The 16,985-nt window shown below is 64.5% G+C and carries 20 protein-coding genes; 9 read left to right on the top strand and 11 right to left on the bottom strand.

Annotation, left to right across the window (positions count from 1 at the left end; all coding sequences use genetic code 11):
* Nucleotides 1–16: 16 nt before the first annotated feature.
* Complete coding sequence (locus WDX12_RS09510; protein ID WP_434724705.1) at nucleotides 17–1,036, top strand: LacI family DNA-binding transcriptional regulator; 1,020 nt, start codon at nucleotides 17–19, stop codon at nucleotides 1,034–1,036.
* Here WDX12_RS09510 and WDX12_RS09515 read toward each other — a convergent pair.
* The 5 genes from WDX12_RS09515 to WDX12_RS09535 form a co-directional block, all read right to left on the bottom strand.
* The gene (locus WDX12_RS09515; protein WP_434724706.1) at nucleotides 1,026–1,826 is read right to left on the bottom strand and encodes an inositol monophosphatase family protein; all 801 of its coding nucleotides are present in this window, start codon (nucleotides 1,824–1,826) and stop codon (nucleotides 1,026–1,028) included. The genes WDX12_RS09510 and WDX12_RS09515 overlap by 11 nt on opposite strands.
* A gap of 72 nt (nucleotides 1,827–1,898) precedes the next feature.
* Nucleotides 1,899–2,897: an LLM class flavin-dependent oxidoreductase gene (locus tag WDX12_RS09520; protein WP_434724707.1), complete on the bottom strand. Its 999-nt coding sequence runs from the start codon at nucleotides 2,895–2,897 to the stop codon at nucleotides 1,899–1,901.
* A 3-nt stretch (nucleotides 2,898–2,900) separates the two neighbouring features.
* Nucleotides 2,901–3,722: an arylamine N-acetyltransferase family protein gene (locus WDX12_RS09525; protein WP_434724708.1), complete on the bottom strand. Its 822-nt coding sequence runs from the start codon at nucleotides 3,720–3,722 to the stop codon at nucleotides 2,901–2,903.
* A 105-nt stretch (nucleotides 3,723–3,827) separates the two neighbouring features.
* Nucleotides 3,828–4,997, bottom strand: coding sequence for an AI-2E family transporter (locus WDX12_RS09530; RefSeq protein ID WP_320293889.1), 1,170 nt, complete (start codon nucleotides 4,995–4,997; stop codon nucleotides 3,828–3,830).
* A gap of 108 nt (nucleotides 4,998–5,105) precedes the next feature.
* Nucleotides 5,106–6,167 carry an LLM class flavin-dependent oxidoreductase gene (locus WDX12_RS09535; protein WP_434724709.1) on the bottom strand — a complete coding sequence of 354 codons (1,062 nt, stop codon included), beginning with the start codon at nucleotides 6,165–6,167 and terminating at the stop codon, nucleotides 5,106–5,108.
* 222 nt (nucleotides 6,168–6,389) lie between these two features.
* On the opposite strand from WDX12_RS09535, the gene WDX12_RS09540 reads away from it, so the two are divergent.
* Nucleotides 6,390–6,818: a DUF6481 family protein gene (locus tag WDX12_RS09540; protein ID WP_320293891.1), complete on the top strand. Its 429-nt coding sequence runs from the start codon at nucleotides 6,390–6,392 to the stop codon at nucleotides 6,816–6,818.
* Nucleotides 6,819–6,997: 179 nt separating this feature from the next.
* Here WDX12_RS09540 and sugE read toward each other — a convergent pair whose 3' ends face one another.
* On the bottom strand, nucleotides 6,998–7,312 hold the full coding sequence (sugE, locus tag WDX12_RS09545; RefSeq protein ID WP_320293892.1) for a quaternary ammonium compound efflux SMR transporter SugE: 315 nt from the start codon (nucleotides 7,310–7,312) through the stop codon (nucleotides 6,998–7,000).
* Nucleotides 7,313–7,508: 196 nt separating this feature from the next.
* Nucleotides 7,509–7,634 carry a hypothetical protein gene (locus tag WDX12_RS09550; protein ID WP_095819016.1) on the bottom strand — a complete coding sequence of 42 codons (126 nt, stop codon included), beginning with the start codon at nucleotides 7,632–7,634 and terminating at the stop codon, nucleotides 7,509–7,511.
* Between the two features lie 213 nt (nucleotides 7,635–7,847).
* Here WDX12_RS09550 and WDX12_RS09555 point away from each other — a divergent pair, with 213 nt between their 5' ends.
* The 3 genes from WDX12_RS09555 to WDX12_RS09565 all read left to right on the top strand — a co-directional run bounded on the left by WDX12_RS09555 (nucleotide 7,848) and on the right by WDX12_RS09565 (nucleotide 10,178).
* The gene (locus tag WDX12_RS09555; protein WP_434725601.1) at nucleotides 7,848–8,657 is read left to right on the top strand and encodes a transglutaminase-like domain-containing protein; all 810 of its coding nucleotides are present in this window, start codon (nucleotides 7,848–7,850) and stop codon (nucleotides 8,655–8,657) included.
* A gap of 122 nt (nucleotides 8,658–8,779) precedes the next feature.
* Nucleotides 8,780–9,739 carry a cation diffusion facilitator family transporter gene (locus tag WDX12_RS09560; RefSeq protein WP_434724710.1) on the top strand — a complete coding sequence of 320 codons (960 nt, stop codon included), beginning with the start codon at nucleotides 8,780–8,782 and terminating at the stop codon, nucleotides 9,737–9,739.
* Between the two features lie 34 nt (nucleotides 9,740–9,773).
* A complete protein-coding gene (locus WDX12_RS09565) occupies nucleotides 9,774–10,178 on the top strand; it encodes a GFA family protein (protein WP_320293894.1) in 405 nt (134 codons plus the stop codon).
* A 302-nt stretch (nucleotides 10,179–10,480) separates the two neighbouring features.
* Here WDX12_RS09565 and WDX12_RS09570 read toward each other — a convergent pair whose 3' ends face one another.
* Nucleotides 10,481–11,734, bottom strand: coding sequence for a DNA recombination protein RmuC (locus tag WDX12_RS09570; protein WP_434724711.1), 1,254 nt, complete (start codon nucleotides 11,732–11,734; stop codon nucleotides 10,481–10,483).
* A 103-nt stretch (nucleotides 11,735–11,837) separates the two neighbouring features.
* Here WDX12_RS09570 and def point away from each other — a divergent pair, with 103 nt between their 5' ends.
* From def to truA, 4 genes are all read left to right on the top strand, one after another.
* Entirely contained in the window at nucleotides 11,838–12,368 is a 531-nt protein-coding gene (gene def / locus WDX12_RS09575) for a peptide deformylase (protein ID WP_434724712.1), read from the top strand.
* 58 nt (nucleotides 12,369–12,426) lie between these two features.
* Nucleotides 12,427–13,362 (top strand): methionyl-tRNA formyltransferase, encoded by a 936-nt coding sequence (gene fmt / locus WDX12_RS09580; protein ID WP_434724713.1) that lies wholly within the window; start codon nucleotides 12,427–12,429, stop codon nucleotides 13,360–13,362.
* Nucleotides 13,359–13,865 carry a GNAT family N-acetyltransferase gene (locus WDX12_RS09585; RefSeq protein WP_434724714.1) on the top strand — a complete coding sequence of 169 codons (507 nt, stop codon included), beginning with the start codon at nucleotides 13,359–13,361 and terminating at the stop codon, nucleotides 13,863–13,865. The genes fmt and WDX12_RS09585 overlap by 4 nt, the downstream gene beginning before the upstream one ends.
* 116 nt (nucleotides 13,866–13,981) lie before the next feature.
* Nucleotides 13,982–14,737, top strand: coding sequence for a tRNA pseudouridine(38-40) synthase TruA (gene truA, locus WDX12_RS09590; RefSeq protein WP_434724715.1), 756 nt, complete (start codon nucleotides 13,982–13,984; stop codon nucleotides 14,735–14,737).
* A gap of 13 nt (nucleotides 14,738–14,750) precedes the next feature.
* Here truA and WDX12_RS09595 read toward each other — a convergent pair whose 3' ends face one another.
* The 3 genes from WDX12_RS09595 to dapE all read right to left on the bottom strand — a co-directional run bounded on the left by WDX12_RS09595 (nucleotide 14,751) and on the right by dapE (nucleotide 16,922).
* Complete coding sequence (locus WDX12_RS09595) at nucleotides 14,751–15,029, bottom strand: type II toxin-antitoxin system ParD family antitoxin (RefSeq protein WP_434724716.1); 279 nt, start codon at nucleotides 15,027–15,029, stop codon at nucleotides 14,751–14,753.
* An 85-nt stretch (nucleotides 15,030–15,114) separates the two neighbouring features.
* Nucleotides 15,115–15,720: a transporter gene (locus WDX12_RS09600; RefSeq protein WP_320294442.1), complete on the bottom strand. Its 606-nt coding sequence runs from the start codon at nucleotides 15,718–15,720 to the stop codon at nucleotides 15,115–15,117.
* A 2-nt stretch (nucleotides 15,721–15,722) separates the two neighbouring features.
* Nucleotides 15,723–16,922 carry a succinyl-diaminopimelate desuccinylase gene (gene dapE / locus WDX12_RS09605; protein WP_434724717.1) on the bottom strand — a complete coding sequence of 400 codons (1,200 nt, stop codon included), beginning with the start codon at nucleotides 16,920–16,922 and terminating at the stop codon, nucleotides 15,723–15,725.
* Between the last annotated feature and the right edge of the window lie 63 nt (nucleotides 16,923–16,985).

Here is a 16,985-nt window from a genome sequence, read left to right on the forward strand (position 1 = left end):
ATCCACGGCGCCGACCATGCTGCATGTGGCGGAGGCGGCGCGCGTGTCCGTGGCCACAGTGTCGGCATTGCTCAACGGCACCGCCACCGTCAGTCCCGAGCTTACCCAGCGCATCGAGCAAGCGATCCGCGACATCGGCTACAAGCGCAACGCCATTGCCCGCAGCCTCAAGATGGGCACCACGCGAACCATCGGGCTGACCGTCCCTCACATCACCAACCCGTTCTTCACCGATGTCGTTTCGGTCATCCAGCAGGCGTTCGACCGCGCCGGCTATGCCGTCATGCTGTGCTGCACGGACGAGGACCTGAACACGCAGGACGAGCAGATCCGCCTGCTGCTCGATCGCATGGTCGACGGGCTGATCGTGGCGCGCGTCGGCGACGGCGGCATTTTGAAGGGCATCGTCGAGGACGCCAATGTGCCAGTGGTGCTGCTCGACCGCCTCTGCGAAGGCGTCGACACCGATGCGGTGGTGCTGGACAACCAGCGCGCCGTGTTCGACGCCATCACCTATCTGATCCATCTTGGCCACAGGCGCATCGGCTACATTACCGGCACCTCCGACATATCCACCATGCGAGACCGCATGACCGGCTACCGCGAGGCGCTGCAGGCGGCTGGCCTGCCGGTGGCGGAGGAGCTCGTGCGCTCCGGCAATTTCCACGAGATCGACGGCTACAACGCGACCATGCAGCTCTTGTCGCTGCACGACCGGCCGAGCGCGATTTTCTCGGCCAACAACCCGATGGTGATCGGCACCATGAAGGCGATCCGCGACATCGGCCTTAGCTGCCCCGAGGACATTTCGGTCGCTTGCTTCGACGATTTTCCGTGGTCGGACGTGTTCGTGCCGCAGCTGACCACGGTGGCGCAGCCGGTGCAGGCGATCGGCGAGCAGGCGGCGAACCTCCTGCTCGACCGGCTGGCCGGCAACCGCGACGCTCCGCCGCGCAAGCTCGTGCTGAAGGGCCGGCTGATGATCCGCAATTCCTGCCGGCCGCTCGGCGCGGTCGCGCAGACCGTCAGCGCGTAAATCCGAAGGAGGTCTCGCAAAGCAGCTGCAACCTGGGGAAGATGCGTCGGCCGCCGGCGATCACTTGCGTGCCCCGGCCGAGCACCGTCTTGGGGTCGGCTTTCAGCACAGTGCCGCCGGCCTCTTCGACCAGCAGCATGCCGGCCAGGCAGTCCCAGGCGTTCATATGCTCTTCAATATAGCCGAGCAGCCGGCCGGACGCCGCATAGGCAAGCATCAGCGCGCCCGAGGCGTTGCGGTAGAAGACGCCGCCCTCGAACATGATCCTGCCGATGAGCACGGCGACATGCTCGGTCGACGCCCGGTTTGAAAGCCCGGTGCCGACCGAGCCTTCGGACAATGACGCCGCGTTGCTGGCCTTGATAGGCTTGCCGTTGAGGAAGGCGCCGCCGCCGCGGCGGCCGTAGAACGTCTCGTCGGTCGAAGGCTCATGGATGACGCCGACCATCGTCTCGCCATCCTTGGCGCAGGCGATCACCACGCACCAGGCCGGAATGCCGCGCACGAAATTGGCGGTGCCGTCGATCGGGTCGATCACCCAGACATGACCGGTTGTTCCGGTTACCGCCGCGTGCTCCTCGCCGATGATGCCGTCGCCGGGATAGGCCTCGGCGATCGCCGCGCGGATGAACAGCTCGACCTCGCGGTCGCCCTCGGAGACCAGGTCCTGATGGCCCTTGCTCTCGACGGTCAGATTGTCGAGGTCGCGAAAATATTTCAGCCCCAGCTCGCCCGCGCGCCGCGCCAGGTCTATGGCGAAATGCATGCGGTCGTCGAGGTCGTGGGTCACGGGAAACTCTTGGCTGAGAACGGACGCCTGTGCCCTTAGCAGACCAATATGTCAGGCAAAAGCCGTGCGCGATCAGGCGGCCTTCGACATCGATTTGTGGACGTCGGCGAGGATCTCGAAGGAACGCACGCGCGCCGCGTGATCGAAGCACTGCGCCGTCACCATCAATTCGTCGGCGCCGGTGCGGCGTACGAAGGCGTCGATGCCCTGGCGCACCGTCTCCGGCGAACCGACGACGGCGCAGGACAGCGCCTGCGCAAGCATGCTCTTCGCCATCGGATCGAGATCGCGGTCGTAATTCTCGACCGGCGGCGGCAACTGGCCGGGCCGGCCGCTGCGCAGATTGACGAAAGCCTGCTGCAGCGAGCTGAACAGAAGCTTCGCCTCGGCGTCGGTCGGTGCTGCAAAGACGTTGAGGCCGAGCATCACATAGGGCTTGTCGAGCTGCGCGGACGGCTGGAAGCGCGTGCGATAGACGTCCAGCGCATGGTCGAGCTCGGCCGGCGCGAAATGCGAGGCAAACGCATAGGGCAGGCCAAGCAGTGCTGCGAGCTGCGCGCCATAGAGGCTGGAGCCGAGGATCCAGACCGGCACGGTCTGGCCCTCGCCGGGCACGGCGCGGATGCGCTGGCCCTCCTCGGCCGGCTGGAAATAGCCCATCAGCTCGACCACGTCCTGCGGGAAGTTGTCGGCGCTTTCGAGGTTGCGGCGCAAGGCGCGGGCCGTCAGCATATCGGTGCCCGGCGCGCGGCCGAGGCCTAGATCGATGCGGCCGGGGAAAAGGGCGGCCAGCGTGCCGAATTGTTCGGCGATCACCAACGGCGCATGGTTTGGCAGCATGATGCCGCCGGCGCCGACGCGGATCGTCTTCGTCCCTCCGGCGACATGCGCGATCACGACGGACGTCGCGGCGCTCGCAATGCCCGGCATGTTGTGGTGCTCGGCCAGCCAGTAACGCTTGTAGCCCAGCCGCTCGGCATGGCGGGCAAGGTCGAGCGAATTGGCCAGCGACTGTGTGGCAGTGCTGCCTTGCGTGATCGGCGACAGGTCGAGAACCGAAAGGGTCGTCATTGGTCAGGTCTCCACGATGCGTTTTTCCCGCAGCCTCGCCTCGAAGGCGGGGCGGTCGGGAATGACGATGGCGAGCTGGTTCTCCAGCACGTCGGCGAGTTCGTTGGCCGTCGCGATCTCGCGCTGCTCGCTGCGGCCGCCGGCATGGTGCGTCGACAGCCGGTTGTTGCGCAGCGCATAACGCCGGTCGGGCAGCGCCAGCGCGGCCACCAGTGTCGACAGGAAATGCGAGCTTGGATGCGTCGACAGGAAGTGGCTGGCGACCCGGTAGTCGACCTCATAAGCCTGGCTCATGTCGAAGCGGTAGAGCGTGCGCCAATCATCGCCGATATTGGCCTGCAAGCGGAAATGGTCGCCGGTCTCGACAATGCGAAAAGCTTCGTGCGGCGTGTCTTGCTCCAGCCCGGGTTCCAGCAGCAGCGGCGCCGTCAGCGTCAGGCCGCCGAAGCCGACATCGGCGATATAGATGCGGCCGCCAAGCTCGATGCGCAGCAACATGTGGCTGCGCGCGGTAATAGTGTCATCCGGCTGGCCCCACAGCACACGGGCGGCGAGCCCGCTGACGGCGAAGCCCAGCGCTTCAAGCGCGTGCATGAAGATCAGATTGTGCTCGAAGCAATAGCCGCCGCGACCCTGGCGAAAAATCTTGTCCTGCAGCGAGGCGATGTCGAGCCCGACCGAAACGCCCATCAAGGCATCGATGTTCTCGAACGCGATCGCCCGCGGGTGGGTGGCGTGCAGCGCCTGCATCGTGCCGAGCGAAACCTCGGTCGGCCCGCCGTAGCCGATGCGGGTGAAATAGCCATCGAGATCGAAGTCGCTCATTCAGGGGACAGGTCCGGCTTGACCGGTCCCATATAGGCACTGGTCATCGGTGTCGCAAACAACGGCCGAGGTTTGAGATTGGGCCAGTGTCAGGCTGTGGAAGTGTCAGGGTGTGGATTTGTGATTGTTTTCGGCCGGCTCTTCCTCGATGGCCATGGATTGCTGCGCCGCGAGGAAGTTGCCGACATGGCTCAAGCCCTCGAAATGGTCGCAGAAGACCTTGATGACGACCAGCAACGGCACCGCCATCAGCGCGCCGACGAAGCCCCATAGCCATGACCAGAAGGCGATGGCGATGAAGATCGCCACCGCGTTGATCTCGAGGCGCCGCCCGACCACCATCGGCGTCACGAACTGGCCCTCGACGATGTCGCACAACACCACGAAAGCCGGCGCCAGCAGCGCATAGGCAATCGTGTCGAAGCTGATCAGCGCGATGACGGCGACGAGCAGGATAGTCGTCAGCGCGCCGACATAGGGCAGGAAATTGAGCAGCGCCGCCGTCGCGCCCCAGACCAGCGGATTGGGCATGCCGAGCCCCCACAGGCCCAGCCCGATGACCGTGCCGAGGCCGGCGTTGATGACGGAGACCGTGAGCAGATAGTGCGAGATCTCGCGCTCGACGTCATAGACGACGCGCAACGCCCGCTTCTTCTGGGTCATGCTGGTGAAGGACTGGACGATCTTCTCGTAGAACAGCGTCCCGGAGGCGAGCAGGAACAGCGACAGCACGAAGACGATGGTGATCGAGGTGCCCGCTTCCAGAATATTGCTGGCCGCCGTGGACAGGAAGCCGGAAGGCGCCACCGTCACCCGCTGCACGCCCGGCTCCTGCGAGGTCTCGGTCAGCGCCTCGAGCTGATGCGCGAGATCCATTACCCGCTCGAGCGGCCGCTTGAACGGCGCCAGCCGCTCGGTCAGCTGCTGGCCGATCGAATAGGAGTTGTTGATGAGATCGATGACCGGGCCGCTGAGCAGATAGCCCGCGGCGGCGAAGACGAAGATGGAGAAGAGCACCAGAAACGTCGCCGAAACCACCTCCGGAACGCCATGCTTGCGCAGGAAGCGCACGATCGGTGTCAGCGTCAGTGCCAAAAGGAAGGCCAGCATCACCGGCATGAAAAATGCGCGGGCGAAATAGAGCGCTGCGATCGTCATCAGAATGAAGATCCCGATCACCAGCGACCGCGTGAGGCGCATGTCCGCGCGCGCATCGGCACGCGCATCAGGGCTTTCGGCAACGCTCGCGCCCGAAGCGATCGGTTCGGCTTTCATCGGTTCCCTCAGGAGCACCGCACCCGGTGCAATCGCCGAAGAAAACGTGCCCGCCGCGCCAAGGTTCCGTTAGCCGGCGGTCCTCACAAGGCCCGCGGCAGCCGCCGATCAGGCGGCCGGCGCCGCAATGGCGGGCGCGGCCTTGGCCGTTTCCTTGCGCACGATCGGCGCCACCCTGGTGCCATAGAGCTCGATCGCCTTCATGATCTTGGCGTGCGGCATGGTGCCGATCGCCATTTGCAGCAGGAAGCGGTCGTTGCCGAAGATCTTGTGCTGGGCGACGATCTTTTCCGCCACAGCCTCAGGATTGCCGACGAAGAGTGCGCCGTTCGGTCCGCGCGACTGGTCGAAATGCGCGCGCGAGGTCGGGCCCCAGCCGCGCTCGCGGCCTATGCGGTTCATCACCTCGGCCTGCGGTCCGTAGAAATCGTCGGCCGCCTGTTCGGTCGTCTCGGCGATGAAGCCGTGCACGTTGATGCTGGTGGCAAGCGTTGCCTGATCGGTGCCGGCGCGCCGCGCCGCCTCGCGATAGATGTCGAACAGCGGCGCGAAACGCGCCGGCTCGCCGCCGATGATGGCCAGCGCCAGCGGCAGGCCGAGCACGCCGGCGCGGGCGGCGGATTGCGGTGTTCCACCGATGGCGATCCAGATCGGCAGTTTTTCCTGCAACGGACGCGGATAGACGCCGCGGCCGTTGATCGGCGCGCGCAGCTTGCCCTGCCACGTTACTGTCACCTGATCGCGGATGGCGAGCAAAAGGTCGAGCTTCTCGGCGAAGAGCTCGTCATAGTCCTCGAGATTGTAGCCGAACAGCGGGAAGGATTCGATGAAGGAGCCGCGGCCGGCCATGATCTCGGCGCGGCCGTTGGACAGAAGGTCGAGCGTCGCGAATTGCTGGAAGACGCGCACCGGATCGTCGGAGGAAAGCACCGTGACCGCGCTGGTCAGGCGGATGCGCTTCGTGCGTTCGGCCGCCGCGGCCAGCGCCACGACCGGCGCCGAGGCGGCATAGTCGGGGCGGTGATGCTCGCCGAGGCCGAACACGTCGAGGCCGACCTGGTCGGCCAGCTCGATTTCCTCGATTAGGTTGCGCAGCCGCTCCTGCGGGCCGATCGCGCCGGCACCCGGCTCCGGGCTGACATCCGCGAAAGTATAAAGGCCGAGTTCCATTGCCGGTGTCCTTAGCTGTCATGTTCGCTTGGTGTTTCGGCGCTAGAGGTAGCGCCGCGCCGCGCCGCCCACCAGTGGCGCGAACGGTGAACAGTCCATCGACGCTGGGCGTAGCTCCACGGCAACAGCTCAGATTTTCATGGCTGGCATACCGTTTTGGCGCTTGAACTCCCCGGTTTCGCGCGTATGTAAGCGTCGCGAATAGACTGCAAGGAAGTGGACTTGGCTATCTACAGGGAAAAAGACATTTTCGAGCGGCGCAATGCCGCGAACGAGGCAAAGAAGGCGCTCCTGGAGCGCTTCAAGGCAAAGCCGGCGGCGGATGATCCCGCAGTGTTGGCCAAGCAGGCCGAACGCAAGGCGATCCTCGAGGCCCGCGCCATCCGCGAGGCGGAAAAGGCAAGGCTGAAGCAGGAAAAGCTGGCGCGCGAGGCGGCTGAGAAGGCCGAACGCGAGGCAGCAGCCGAAGCGGCGCGCATTGCAGCCGAAGAGGCGGCGCAGGCCGAGGCCAAAATCCGCGAAGCCGAGGAGAACGAGCGTATCTCCCGTCTGCTTTCGGATGAGGCTGAACGCAAGGCCAAGCGTGACGCACGCTACGCCGCCCGCAAGGCACGCGTCGGCCGCACGCCTCCGGGCTTCTCCGCCCGCTAAGTTCGGGTTCGTCCGGAAAAATGGTTCAGGGTCGCCCAAAGCGGCCCTGAACGCGTTTGTGCTACGGATAGCGAGCTAATGCATGTCGCCCAGAAGTGCGCAGCGGTTCTGGGACAACGACATGCATCAAAACAAAAACTTAAAGCGCGTCGCCTGAATCCGTTTGAGCGCGACGCGCTTTAGGCGACCAGTTTCAGGCCGACGATGCCGCAGACGATCAGGCCGATGCAGGCGAGCCGGACAATCGTCGCCGGCTCGCCGAGCAGCCAGATGCCGAGCAGCGCCGTGCCGACGGTGCCGATGCCGGTCCATACCGCATAGGCCGTGCCGACGGGCAGCGTCTTCAGCGCCAGGCCGAGCAGCCCGAGGCTGACGATCATCGAGGCAATGGTGAGAAGGGTCGGCAGCAGCTTGGAGAAGCCGTCGGTATATTTGAGGCCGATCGCCCAGCCGATCTCGAACAAGCCGGCGAAGAAAAGAAAAATCCACGACATCGAAAACACTCCGTCATTCCAGCATCGCTTGAGATGCTTGGTGGCGGGTCGTCCCGGCCGGTTTTTCGGGGAAGCGAGGTCGTCCTCGCTCCTTTGATATAGGGCGGCCTGTTTTCCGATCAACAAAACACCGGCAGCATTGTCATGCCGCCGGTTCAAAAGTCTGCCTTGAGCCGGATCGACCGAATTCGGCCGCTTACTTTTCCTTGATGCGCATCGCCTTGACCGGCGGCGCTTTCGGAGCCGGGGCCGCAGCGGGCTTCTTGGCGTCCTTCTTCGGCTTGCGGGCTTCCTTGCCCGCCTTCATCGCACCTTTAGCCATGATTCGCTCCTCCGATTATGGACGTGCAAGTGAAACAAGAGAAATGCTGGACCGCAAGAGGGTAGCGCCTGTCGCAGCCGACAGCCGCGCGCTTTCAACCGGTTTCTAATTTGCTCGTAAACCGCGTCGGTCCGTGCAATGGTCTTCTTCGCACTGCAGCAGCATCAGCCGGCCTTCGCCGGAGCGATGATCAAGCAGCCGGTCAGGGAGAAAATGCGAATTCACATCGGCTGCGAGATGGCCTTCGACTTTCCGCAAGAAGCGCCACTGATCGCCATGCTCAACGTCCACTACTCCCGCGCCTCCGATCTTGAGCGGCCGGATTTCCTGACCTCTACGCCGCCAGTGCCGATCCAGAGCTACCGCGACAGCTTCGGCAATTGGTGCAACCGACTGGTTGCCCCTTCGGGACGTTTTACCTTCGGCACCGATGCCGTCATCCGCGATACCGGTACCTTCGAGATGGGTGACCTGTTGGCCTCGCAACACGAGGTGCGTGACCTGCCATCGGACACACTCTTGTTCCTGCTGCCCAGCCGTTATTGCGAAAGCGATGTGCTGGCAAACGACGCCTGGCGGTTGTTTGGCCACACCCCTCTCGGCGTTCCGCGCGTCCAGGCAGTCTGCGACTTCGTTCACAACCATATCGTCTTCAATTACGGCAATGCGCGGCCCACGCGCACCGCGGCGGAGGCCTACCGCGAGCAGAGCGGCGTCTGTCGCGATTTTGCCCATCTCGCTGTCGCCTTTTGCCGTGCGCTTAACATTCCGACCCGCTATTGCACTGGCTATATCAGCGACATCGGCCTGCCAAAACCCTGGGCTTCGATGGATTTCGCCGCCTGGATGGAGGTCTATCTCGGTGGGCGCTGGCACGCTTTCGATCCGCGCAACAATGCCCCGCGCATCGGCCGCATCCTGATTGCCTCCGGCCGCGACGCGGCTGATGTGCCGCTGACCCATATCTTTGGACCGGGCACGCTTGCCGGTTTCAGAGTATGGACCGACGAAGTCGTCGAATAACAGTTTCGCGTCACGAGCCGCCTCCCGCTTTGAACGACCGGACCGTCAGCGCGTTGTGCATATCTGTGGAGCTTTGGCCGGCAGGCCACTAAGGTCGGTCGTATCGGACAGGTCAGGAACAGATGGCAGGCCACGCCGGCTCGAAAAAAGTGATTTACGCAGCGCTAGCCGGCAATCTGGCGATCGCCGTGACCAAATTCGCGGCGGCCGCCTTCACCGGTTCGTCCGCCATGCTGTCGGAAGGCGTGCATTCGCTGGTCGACACCGGCAATGGCGCGCTGCTTCTCTATGGCATGCACCGCGCCGCGCGGCCGCCCGACCGCACCCACCCGCTCGGACACGGGCGCGAGCTTTATTTCTGGAGTTTCATCGTTGCGCTCCTCGTGTTCGCGCTCGGCGCCGGCGTTTCCTTCTACGAAGGCGTCATCCACATCATGGCGCCGGAGCCGGTCGTCAACGCCAAGGTCAACTATGTCGTGCTTGGCCTGTCTTTCCTGTTCGAAGGGAGCTCCTGGCTGGTGGCGCTGAAGGAATTCCGACAGCAGAAGGGCGGCCAGGGCTGGTTCGAGGCAATTCACCGAAGCAAGGATCCGAGCGTCTTTACCGTGCTGTTCGAGGACAGCGCCGCCTTGCTTGGCCTGATCGTCGCCTTCGCCGGCATACTGGCGGCCGAAATCATGAAAATGCCCGAGCTCGACGGCGTCGCCTCGATCGGCATAGCGCTGATCCTGGGCGCGACGGCGATCTTCCTGGCGCGCGAAAGCAAGAGCCTGCTGCTCGGCGAGCCGGCCTCGCCGCAGGTGCAGAAGCGGGTGCTGGCGATCGCCCAGCAAGACCCTGCGGTGCAGCGGGCGAACGGCATATTGAGCGTCCATATCGGTCCGGAGGAAATCGTCGCCGGCTTGAGCATCGAATTCGAGGATCACCTCACCGCACCCGAGATCGAGGCCTGCGTCGAGCGCCTGGAGGCAAGGCTCAAGACGGAAATGCCGCAAATCTCAAGGCTCTTCGTCAAGCCGCAGGCGACTGGCACATGGGAGCAGCGGCGCAAGGCCATCGCCGAGGTCTCGCGGGAGGGTTAGGTTCAATGCAGCGAGTTTGTGAGGAGAAGGAACGATGAAGATCGACGGCGGATGCCATTGCGGCGCGATCGCCTACGAGGCGGAGGTCGATCCGGAAAAGACCTCGATCTGCCACTGCACCGACTGCCAGCAACTGACCGGCACCGCCTTCCGGGTTACCGTCCCGGCGCCGGAAAGCGACTACCGGATCACCCGGGGCGCGCCGAAGATCTACATCAAGGTCGTGGCAAGCGGCGCCAGGCGCGCCCAGGCTTTTTGTGCCGAGTGCGGCTCGCATCTTTACGCGACGTCAGTCGGCGATGGTCCGAAGGTCTATGGGATCAGGGTCGGGACCGCGAGGCAGCGTCAGGATTTGGTCCCGAGACAGCAGAAATGGCACCGATCGGCCCTGCGCTGGCTTCCGGAATTCGTGGGCATGGCGACGACGGAAGAGCAGTAAGGGCTATCGGATCGGCCCGCTGGCGCAAGCCTTGGCGATTGGCCGAATCCTGCGCGCCTTCGTCATCCTCGGGCTTGACCCGAGGATCCATGCCGTGACAGTAGCCGATGGTGCAACGGTGCCGAATTCTGCAACAGTTGCAACGCCTTAGTGTCACGGCATGGATTCTAGGGTCTGCGCGCGTCGCTTCGCTCCTTGCTCCGCCCTAGAATGACGAAGCGATGGGCGTTTGGCCAATCTCCGAGGTATGCGACCTTGCAAGCGAAGGAAGAATCGCTCGTTCCAACGTCCGCGTCGAGCAACTACTCGTCGCCTTCGACGACGCGCAGCCTCAACTGGCCGGCCTTTGAATCGGCCACGCGCGGACTGCCCTCTGCCTTTGGCGCCGCACTTCGCGCGGCCTCGGTCTCGCCCTCGGCGAATTCCAGCGCCTCGATCTTCTGGCCGCGCTTGGTCACCTTCGATGTCGAAACCAGGATGTCGTCGATGTCCCGCGCCGCCTGGCCGAAATGCGTCTGCAGCCGGCGCACGCGCTCGTCGACGCGCCCCACGTCCTCCATCAGCCGAATGACCTCGCCCTGGATCAGATGTGCCTGCTCTCGCATGCGGGCGTCCTTGAGGATCGCCTGGATGACCTGGATCGACAGCATCAGCAACGAGGGCGAAACGATGACGACGCGGGCGCGATGCGCCTTCTGCACCACCGCCTCGAAATTCTCGTGGATTTCGGCGAACACCGATTCCGACGGCACGAACATGAAGGCGGTGTCCTGCGTCTCGCCCTGGAGCAGGTATTTTTCGGCGATATCGCGGATATGCACCTCGATGTCGCGCCGGAAAGCCTGCGCCGCCGCCTTCTGCATGTCGGCGCCTTCGGCGGCACGGATGGCGTTCCAGGCTTCGAGCGGGAACTTGGCGTCGATGGCCAGCATCGGCGCGCCGTTGGGCATCCGCACCAGGCAATCGGGCCGGCTGCCGTTGGAGAGGCTCGCCTGGAATTCATAGGCGCCATGCGGCAGGGCGTCGGCGACGATCGCCTCCATACGCGACTGGCCGAAGGCGCCGCGTGTCTGCTTGTTGGAAAGGATCGCCTGCAGCTGCACGACCTGGCCGGCCAAGGACTGGATGTTGCCTTGCGCGGTGTCGATCACCGCCAGCCGCTCCTGCAGCTTGGCAAGGCTTTCATGCGTCGACTTGGTCTGCTCGGCCATGGTCTGGCCGAGACGGCCGGTCATGGCGTCGAGCCGTTGTCCGAGCGACTGGGTAAGCTCGGCCTGCCGCGTCCCGAACACCTCGGCGATCGCGCCCATGCGTCCGTGCATCTCGGCCTGCGACCGCAGGACGTCGGCGATGCGCGCCTCGGTGTCCCGGGCATGGTCGGCCGCTTCGGCCGCGGCCACCGCGCGCGCCTTGGCCGCGCGCCACAAGGCCACGGCCAATCCTACAAACAGCGACAGCAGCAGCAACACGCCGAAACCCAGCGCCTGGCCGAGCGTGATCGTGGAGGCGCCGAGCCGCGCGATCGGTTGTGAAAGGATGGTGGTCATGTCGTTCATTTGGCCAGCATAACCGATTCGGCCGCGTGGCACAGATCAAAACGTGAACAGGCCGATTCCACACCGGTTGACGCTTTTCCAACGACGTCTTAGGTGAGACGCCATGTCGATCAAGCCGCTCATCATTCTCCCCGATCCCGTCCTGCGCCAGCTTTCCAAGCCGGTCGAGCGCGTCGATGCCGATTTGCGCAAGCTGGCCGACGACATGCTGGAAACCATGTATGACGCGCCGGGCATCGGCCTTGCGGCCATCCAGGTCGGCGAGCCGCGACGGCTGCTGGTCATCGACCTCGCCAAGGAAGGCGAGGAGCCTCAGCCGCACGTCTTCATCAATCCGGAAGTGCTCGAGAGTTCCGACCAGCGTTCCGTCTATGAGGAAGGCTGCCTGTCGATTCCCGACTATTACGCCGAGGTCGAGCGCCCGGCCTCGGTGCGGGTGAAGTATCTCGACCGCGACGGCAGGCTTCAGGAGATTCAGGCGGAGGGGCTGATGGCCACCTGCCTGCAGCACGAGATCGACCATCTCAACGGCGTGCTGTTCATCGACCACATCTCGAAGCTGAAGCGCGACATGGTGGTGCGGAAGTTCAAGAAGCTCGCCAAGGACAAGGCGCCGGGCAAGATGGTAGGCTAAGGGCCGTTTCGGCCGCGCGAGCACCTGAGCCTACCGCAAGACAGGATCGCAGGACATCATGCCGCTTCGCGTCATCTTCATGGGCACGCCGGATTTTTCCGTGCCGACCTTGCGCGCCATCGCCGAGGCCGGCCACGAGATCGCGGCCGTCTATACGCAGCCGCCGCGAGCCGCTGGACGGCGCGGGCTGGAACTGACGCCGTCCCCGGTGCAGCGCGAGGCCGAGCGGCTGGGGCTCGACGTGCGCACGCCGACATCGCTGAAAAGCGACGCCGAGCAACAGGCTTTTGCCGCCTTGCAGGCCGATGTCGCGGTCGTCGTCGCCTATGGCCTGCTGTTGCCGAAAGCGGTTCTCGAGGCGGCCAGGCTCGGCTGTCTCAACGGCCATGCCTCGCTTTTGCCACGCTGGCGTGGTGCTGCTCCCATCCAGCGTGCGATCATGGCCGGAGATAGCGAAACCGGCATGATGATCATGAAGATGGAAGAGGGTCTGGACACCGGACCGGTGGCATTGGTTGAAAAAGTCGCCATCGCACCCGATATGACGGCCGGCGAATTGCATGACCGCCTGATGGCACAAGGCGCTTCGCTGATGGTCGAGGCCCTCGCGCAGTTGGGGATAAATTGTCTGACATTTACCCCGCAGGGGACGGCAGGGGTGACCTACGCCCGAAAGATCGATAAATCGGAGACACGCGTAGACTGGACGCGGCCTTCTGGCGAAGTCCACAATCACATTCGCGGCCTCTCGCCCTTTCCGGGCGCGTGGTGCGAGGTCGAAATTGGCGGCCGCATGGAGCGGCTGAAACTGCTTCGCTCGACGCTCTCGGATGGCGTCGGCGAGTCGGGAGGAATTCTCGATGACCGGCTGACGGTTGCCTGCGGGGCAGGCGCGGTCAGGCTGGTCGAAGTTCAACGGGCGGGCGGAAAGCCTGCCGCCGCGCAGGAGTTTTTGCGCGGAGCCAAGATCGAAAAAGGAATGAAACTCACATGAGCATGATGTCGATACGCGCGGCGACGCCGCGGGATCGCGAGGCGATCCGCCTCGTCGAAGAGCATGCCTTTGGCCAGCAGGCGGAAGCCGGCCTGGTCGACGCCCTTGTCACCGGCGGCGATGCCGTCGTCGAGCTGGTTGCCGAGGAAGACGGCCAGGTCGTCGGCCATATTCTTTTCTCGCGGCTTTTCGTGCGAAACGGCGCCAAAGAGTTCGCGGCTGTCGCGCTGGCGCCGCTGGCGGTCGAGCCCTCCTTTCACGGCACCGGCATCGGCGGCGCGCTGATCCGCGAGGCGCATGTGCGCCTCAAGGAAGCCGGCGAGAAATTGGCCGTGGTTCTGGGCGATCCGGTCTATTACGGCCGCTTCGGTTATAGCCATGCCCGCGCCGGGAAGTTCGAGAGCGAGTATCAGGGCGAGGCGCTGCAGGCGCTGGCCTGGGGCGACGCGCCCGAGACCGGCAGGCTGGTCTACGCTTCGGCCTTCACCGCTTTGGCCGCCTAGAGCATGATCCCGAACCGAAGGTCCGCGTTCGCGAAAAGTGGGAACCGGTTTTCGGGCAAGATGATGCTCTACCGAGAAAACACGGTCTCGTCTCAGACATCGGTCATTGTCTGAACATGCCGCGTTTTCGGCTCGATATCGAATATGACGGCAGCCAGTTCGCCGGCTGGCAGCATCAGGCCGACCAGCCCTCGGTGCAGCAGGCGATCGAGCAGGCGATCGAAAAGTTCTGCGGCGAAGACCTGAGAATACGTGCCGCCGGCCGCACCGATGCCGGCGTGCACGCCACCGCCCAGGTGGCGCATGTCGACCTCAGCAGGGACTGGCCGGCCGACAAGGTGCGCGACGCCGTCAACGCCCATCTGCAGGCGGCCGGCGCGCGCGTCGCCATCCTGAAAGCGGCCGTCGTCGCCGACGATTTCGACGCGCGCTTTTCGGCCACCGGCCGCCACTATCTCTACCGCATCCTCAACCGCCGGGCGCCGGCGGCGCTGGAAAAGGGCAAGGTCTGGTGGGTGCCGAAGCGCCTCGACGCCGAGGCCATGCACGAGGCGGCCAAGGTGCTGCTCGGCCGGCATGACTTCACCACCTTCCGCTCCACCCAGTGCCAGGCCGAAAGCCCGGTCCGCACGCTTGACCGCCTCGACGTCAGCCGCGTTGGCGATTTCATCGAGGTCCACACCTCGGCGCGCTCCTTCCTGCACAACCAGGTGCGCTCGATGGTGGGCTCCTTGCGGCGCATCGGCGACGGCTCCTGGGGTGCGACCGATCTCAAGGCGGCCCTCGAAGCGCGCGACCGCGCCGCCTGCGGCCAGGTGGCTCCGCCCGATGGGCTTTTCCTCGTCGGAGTCGACTATCCAGAAGACGTCTAAGCCGCGCTGCGTTTCACGGTTTCTTCTGCGACGTCGCGTGGCGCTTGCGCGCCCGTTCGGCCATTTCCTCCGGCGAAATGCCTTTGCCGGGAATTGCCTTCCACGCATCATAGGTCGAAGCGACTTCCTCGCGCAGCCAGCGCTCCACTGCGGCGTCACGCTCCTGAAGGGCGCGAAGCCCGGCGCGGATGACTTCGCTGCTGGTTGCATAGGTGCCGGAGCGCACAAGCTGATCGATGAAGGCGGCTTGCTCCGCCGGCAGGCTGAAAGTGCGTTTTTCGGTGGCGGACATGGGTTCGCGCTCCGCGAGGACAGCAGTATGAAATTATCATACCATTCCGGCTCGAAAATGAGAGGCGCCATCTGTTGGGCAAAGATCAGCCCGTGGTGCCATCCGGGAAGTCGATGCCGAGCAGCGCCTGCAGGCCGAACAGGACGAGCAGCGAGGCGATGAACATGCCGACAAAGACGGCTGTGCCCACGGCGGCGCCCTTGCCGATCGATGCATTGGTCATGCGCCACGTCAGCACCATCGACAGCGCGAACAAGAACAGCGACACCAGGCTGTTGACGTCGCTGGTGGAGGGCAGGAAAAGCCTAAGCAGCGCCGAGGGCAGCATCAGCCAGGCGATGATCGCCGATGTCCAGTTGGACGCGACGACATAGTGGACGAAGCGGCCGCCGATGCCGGCACGCGGCGCGACCAGCGCCAGCGCCACCAGCGGCAGCACCCAGGAGCCGATATCGACGGTCGCCAGCCGTATCAGCATGCCGAGACGCCCGGCGAAGGCGTCAGGGTCGCCGATCTCATTGGCGATGCCGACCCAGCCGACGATCAGCGCCGGCGCCGCCACGACGATGGCGAAGAAGGAATTCCAGAAACCGTCGGCCGAAAGGTCGAGCAGGCGCAAGCCGTCGGCCTTGCCGAACATCAGCCGCCAGGCGCCGGCCAGCGAAGCATAGGTTTCGTCCGCCGAAAGCATGGTCACGAAAGGCCTTGTCCGAACCAGTCTTCGATGAAGCGTTCGTAGATTTGCGTCAGCGTCTCGAGGTCGGCAAGAGCGACGCGCTCGTCCACCATATGCATGGTCTTGCCGACCAGGCCGAACTCGACCACCGGGCAATAATCCTTGATGAAGCGCGCATCCGACGTGCCGCCGGAGGTGGAGAGTGCCGGCGTCTTGCCGACCACCGCCTTGACCGAACCGCTCAGCTTATCGATCAACTTGTCGTCGCGGGTGAGGAAGACATGGCTCGGCCGGTCGCGCCAGACGAGCTCGTAGTCGACCGGCGTCTTCTTGTCCGGCCGGTATTTCTTGCGGCCCGCTGCCTGGTCGAGCCGGTTGTGGATCTCGGCTTGGACCGATTCGGCATCCCAGGTGTCGTTGAAGCGGATGTTGAAAATGGCCGTCGCCTTGGCCGGGATGACGTTGGTCGCCGGATTGCCGATGTCGATCGACGTCACTTCGAGATTGGTCGGCTGGAAATCCTTCGTGCCCTCGTCGAACACCGGATGGAGCAGCGCGTCGACCAGGCTCATCAGCCCGCGCACAGGGTTGTCGGCAAGCTGCGGATAGGCGGCATGGCCCTGGCGTCCGTTGACGGTCACGCTGCCCGACATCGAGCCGCGCCGGCCGATCTTGATCATGTCGCCGAGCGCATCCGGATTGGTCGGCTCGCCGACGATCGAGGCGTCCCATTTCTCACCCTTGGCCGCCGCCCAGTCGAGCAGCTTGGTGGTGCCGTTGATGGCCGGTCCTTCCTCGTCGCCGGTGATCAGCAGCGACACCGAGCCTTTCGGGCCGCCATTCTTCGCGACATGGCGCGCCACCGCGGCGATGAAGCAGGCGATGCCGCCCTTCATGTCGACGGCGCCCCGGCCATACATCTCGCCATTGGCGATTTCGGCGGCGAAGGGCGGATGCGTCCAGGCCGCCTCGTCGCCCACCGGCACGACGTCGGTATGGCCGGCAAACATCAGATGCGGGCCGTTGCCCGAGCGCCGCGCATAGAGGTTTTCGATGTCCGGCGTGCCGTCTTCCGAGAAGACCGGTCGCTCGATCGAGAAGCCGAGAGGCTTCAGCATAGCCTCCAGCGCGACGAGCGCCCCACCTTCGGCGGGCGTCACGGAAGGACAGCGGATCAGGGCGGCAAGATTGGCGGCGGGATCGGTCGGCAATGTCATGGGCAAAGCGATAGTCGAAAGCGTTTGTCGTGTCACGATGGCAGATCATCGCCGGTCATGCCG

The sequence above is a fragment of the Mesorhizobium sp. RIZ17 genome, assembly GCF_051127865.1.
Classification (GTDB): Bacteria; Pseudomonadota; Alphaproteobacteria; order Rhizobiales; family Rhizobiaceae; genus Mesorhizobium; species Mesorhizobium humile.

Bases quoted from the DNA above. Each gene is read 5' to 3' on its own strand.
- truA (WP_434724715.1), top strand. From the start codon at position 13,982: ATGCCGCGTTTTCGGCTCGATATCGAATATGACGGCAGCCAGTTCGCC.
- dapE (WP_434724717.1), bottom strand. From the start codon at position 16,922: ATGACATTGCCGACCGATCCCGCCGCCAATCTTGCCGCCCTGATCCGC.
- WDX12_RS09595 (WP_434724716.1), bottom strand. From the start codon at position 15,029: ATGTCCGCCACCGAAAAACGCACTTTCAGCCTGCCGGCGGAGCAAGCC.
- WDX12_RS09600 (WP_320294442.1), bottom strand. From the start codon at position 15,720: ATGCTTTCGGCGGACGAAACCTATGCTTCGCTGGCCGGCGCCTGGCGG.
- WDX12_RS09510 (WP_434724705.1), top strand. From the start codon at position 17: ATGCTGCATGTGGCGGAGGCGGCGCGCGTGTCCGTGGCCACAGTGTCG.
- sugE (WP_320293892.1), bottom strand. From the start codon at position 7,312: ATGTCGTGGATTTTTCTTTTCTTCGCCGGCTTGTTCGAGATCGGCTGG.
- WDX12_RS09560 (WP_434724710.1), top strand. From the start codon at position 8,780: ATGGCAGGCCACGCCGGCTCGAAAAAAGTGATTTACGCAGCGCTAGCC.
- WDX12_RS09585 (WP_434724714.1), top strand. From the start codon at position 13,359: ATGAGCATGATGTCGATACGCGCGGCGACGCCGCGGGATCGCGAGGCG.
- WDX12_RS09555 (WP_434725601.1), top strand. From the start codon at position 7,848: ATGCGAATTCACATCGGCTGCGAGATGGCCTTCGACTTTCCGCAAGAA.
- WDX12_RS09570 (WP_434724711.1), bottom strand. From the start codon at position 11,734: ATGAACGACATGACCACCATCCTTTCACAACCGATCGCGCGGCTCGGC.
- fmt (WP_434724713.1), top strand. From the start codon at position 12,427: ATGCCGCTTCGCGTCATCTTCATGGGCACGCCGGATTTTTCCGTGCCG.
- WDX12_RS09520 (WP_434724707.1), bottom strand. From the start codon at position 2,897: ATGACGACCCTTTCGGTTCTCGACCTGTCGCCGATCACGCAAGGCAGC.
- WDX12_RS09565 (WP_320293894.1), top strand. From the start codon at position 9,774: ATGAAGATCGACGGCGGATGCCATTGCGGCGCGATCGCCTACGAGGCG.
- def (WP_434724712.1), top strand. From the start codon at position 11,838: ATGTCGATCAAGCCGCTCATCATTCTCCCCGATCCCGTCCTGCGCCAG.
- WDX12_RS09535 (WP_434724709.1), bottom strand. From the start codon at position 6,167: ATGGAACTCGGCCTTTATACTTTCGCGGATGTCAGCCCGGAGCCGGGT.
- WDX12_RS09550 (WP_095819016.1), bottom strand. From the start codon at position 7,634: ATGGCTAAAGGTGCGATGAAGGCGGGCAAGGAAGCCCGCAAGCCGAAG.
- WDX12_RS09525 (WP_434724708.1), bottom strand. From the start codon at position 3,722: ATGAGCGACTTCGATCTCGATGGCTATTTCACCCGCATCGGCTACGGC.
- WDX12_RS09530 (WP_320293889.1), bottom strand. From the start codon at position 4,997: ATGAAAGCCGAACCGATCGCTTCGGGCGCGAGCGTTGCCGAAAGCCCT.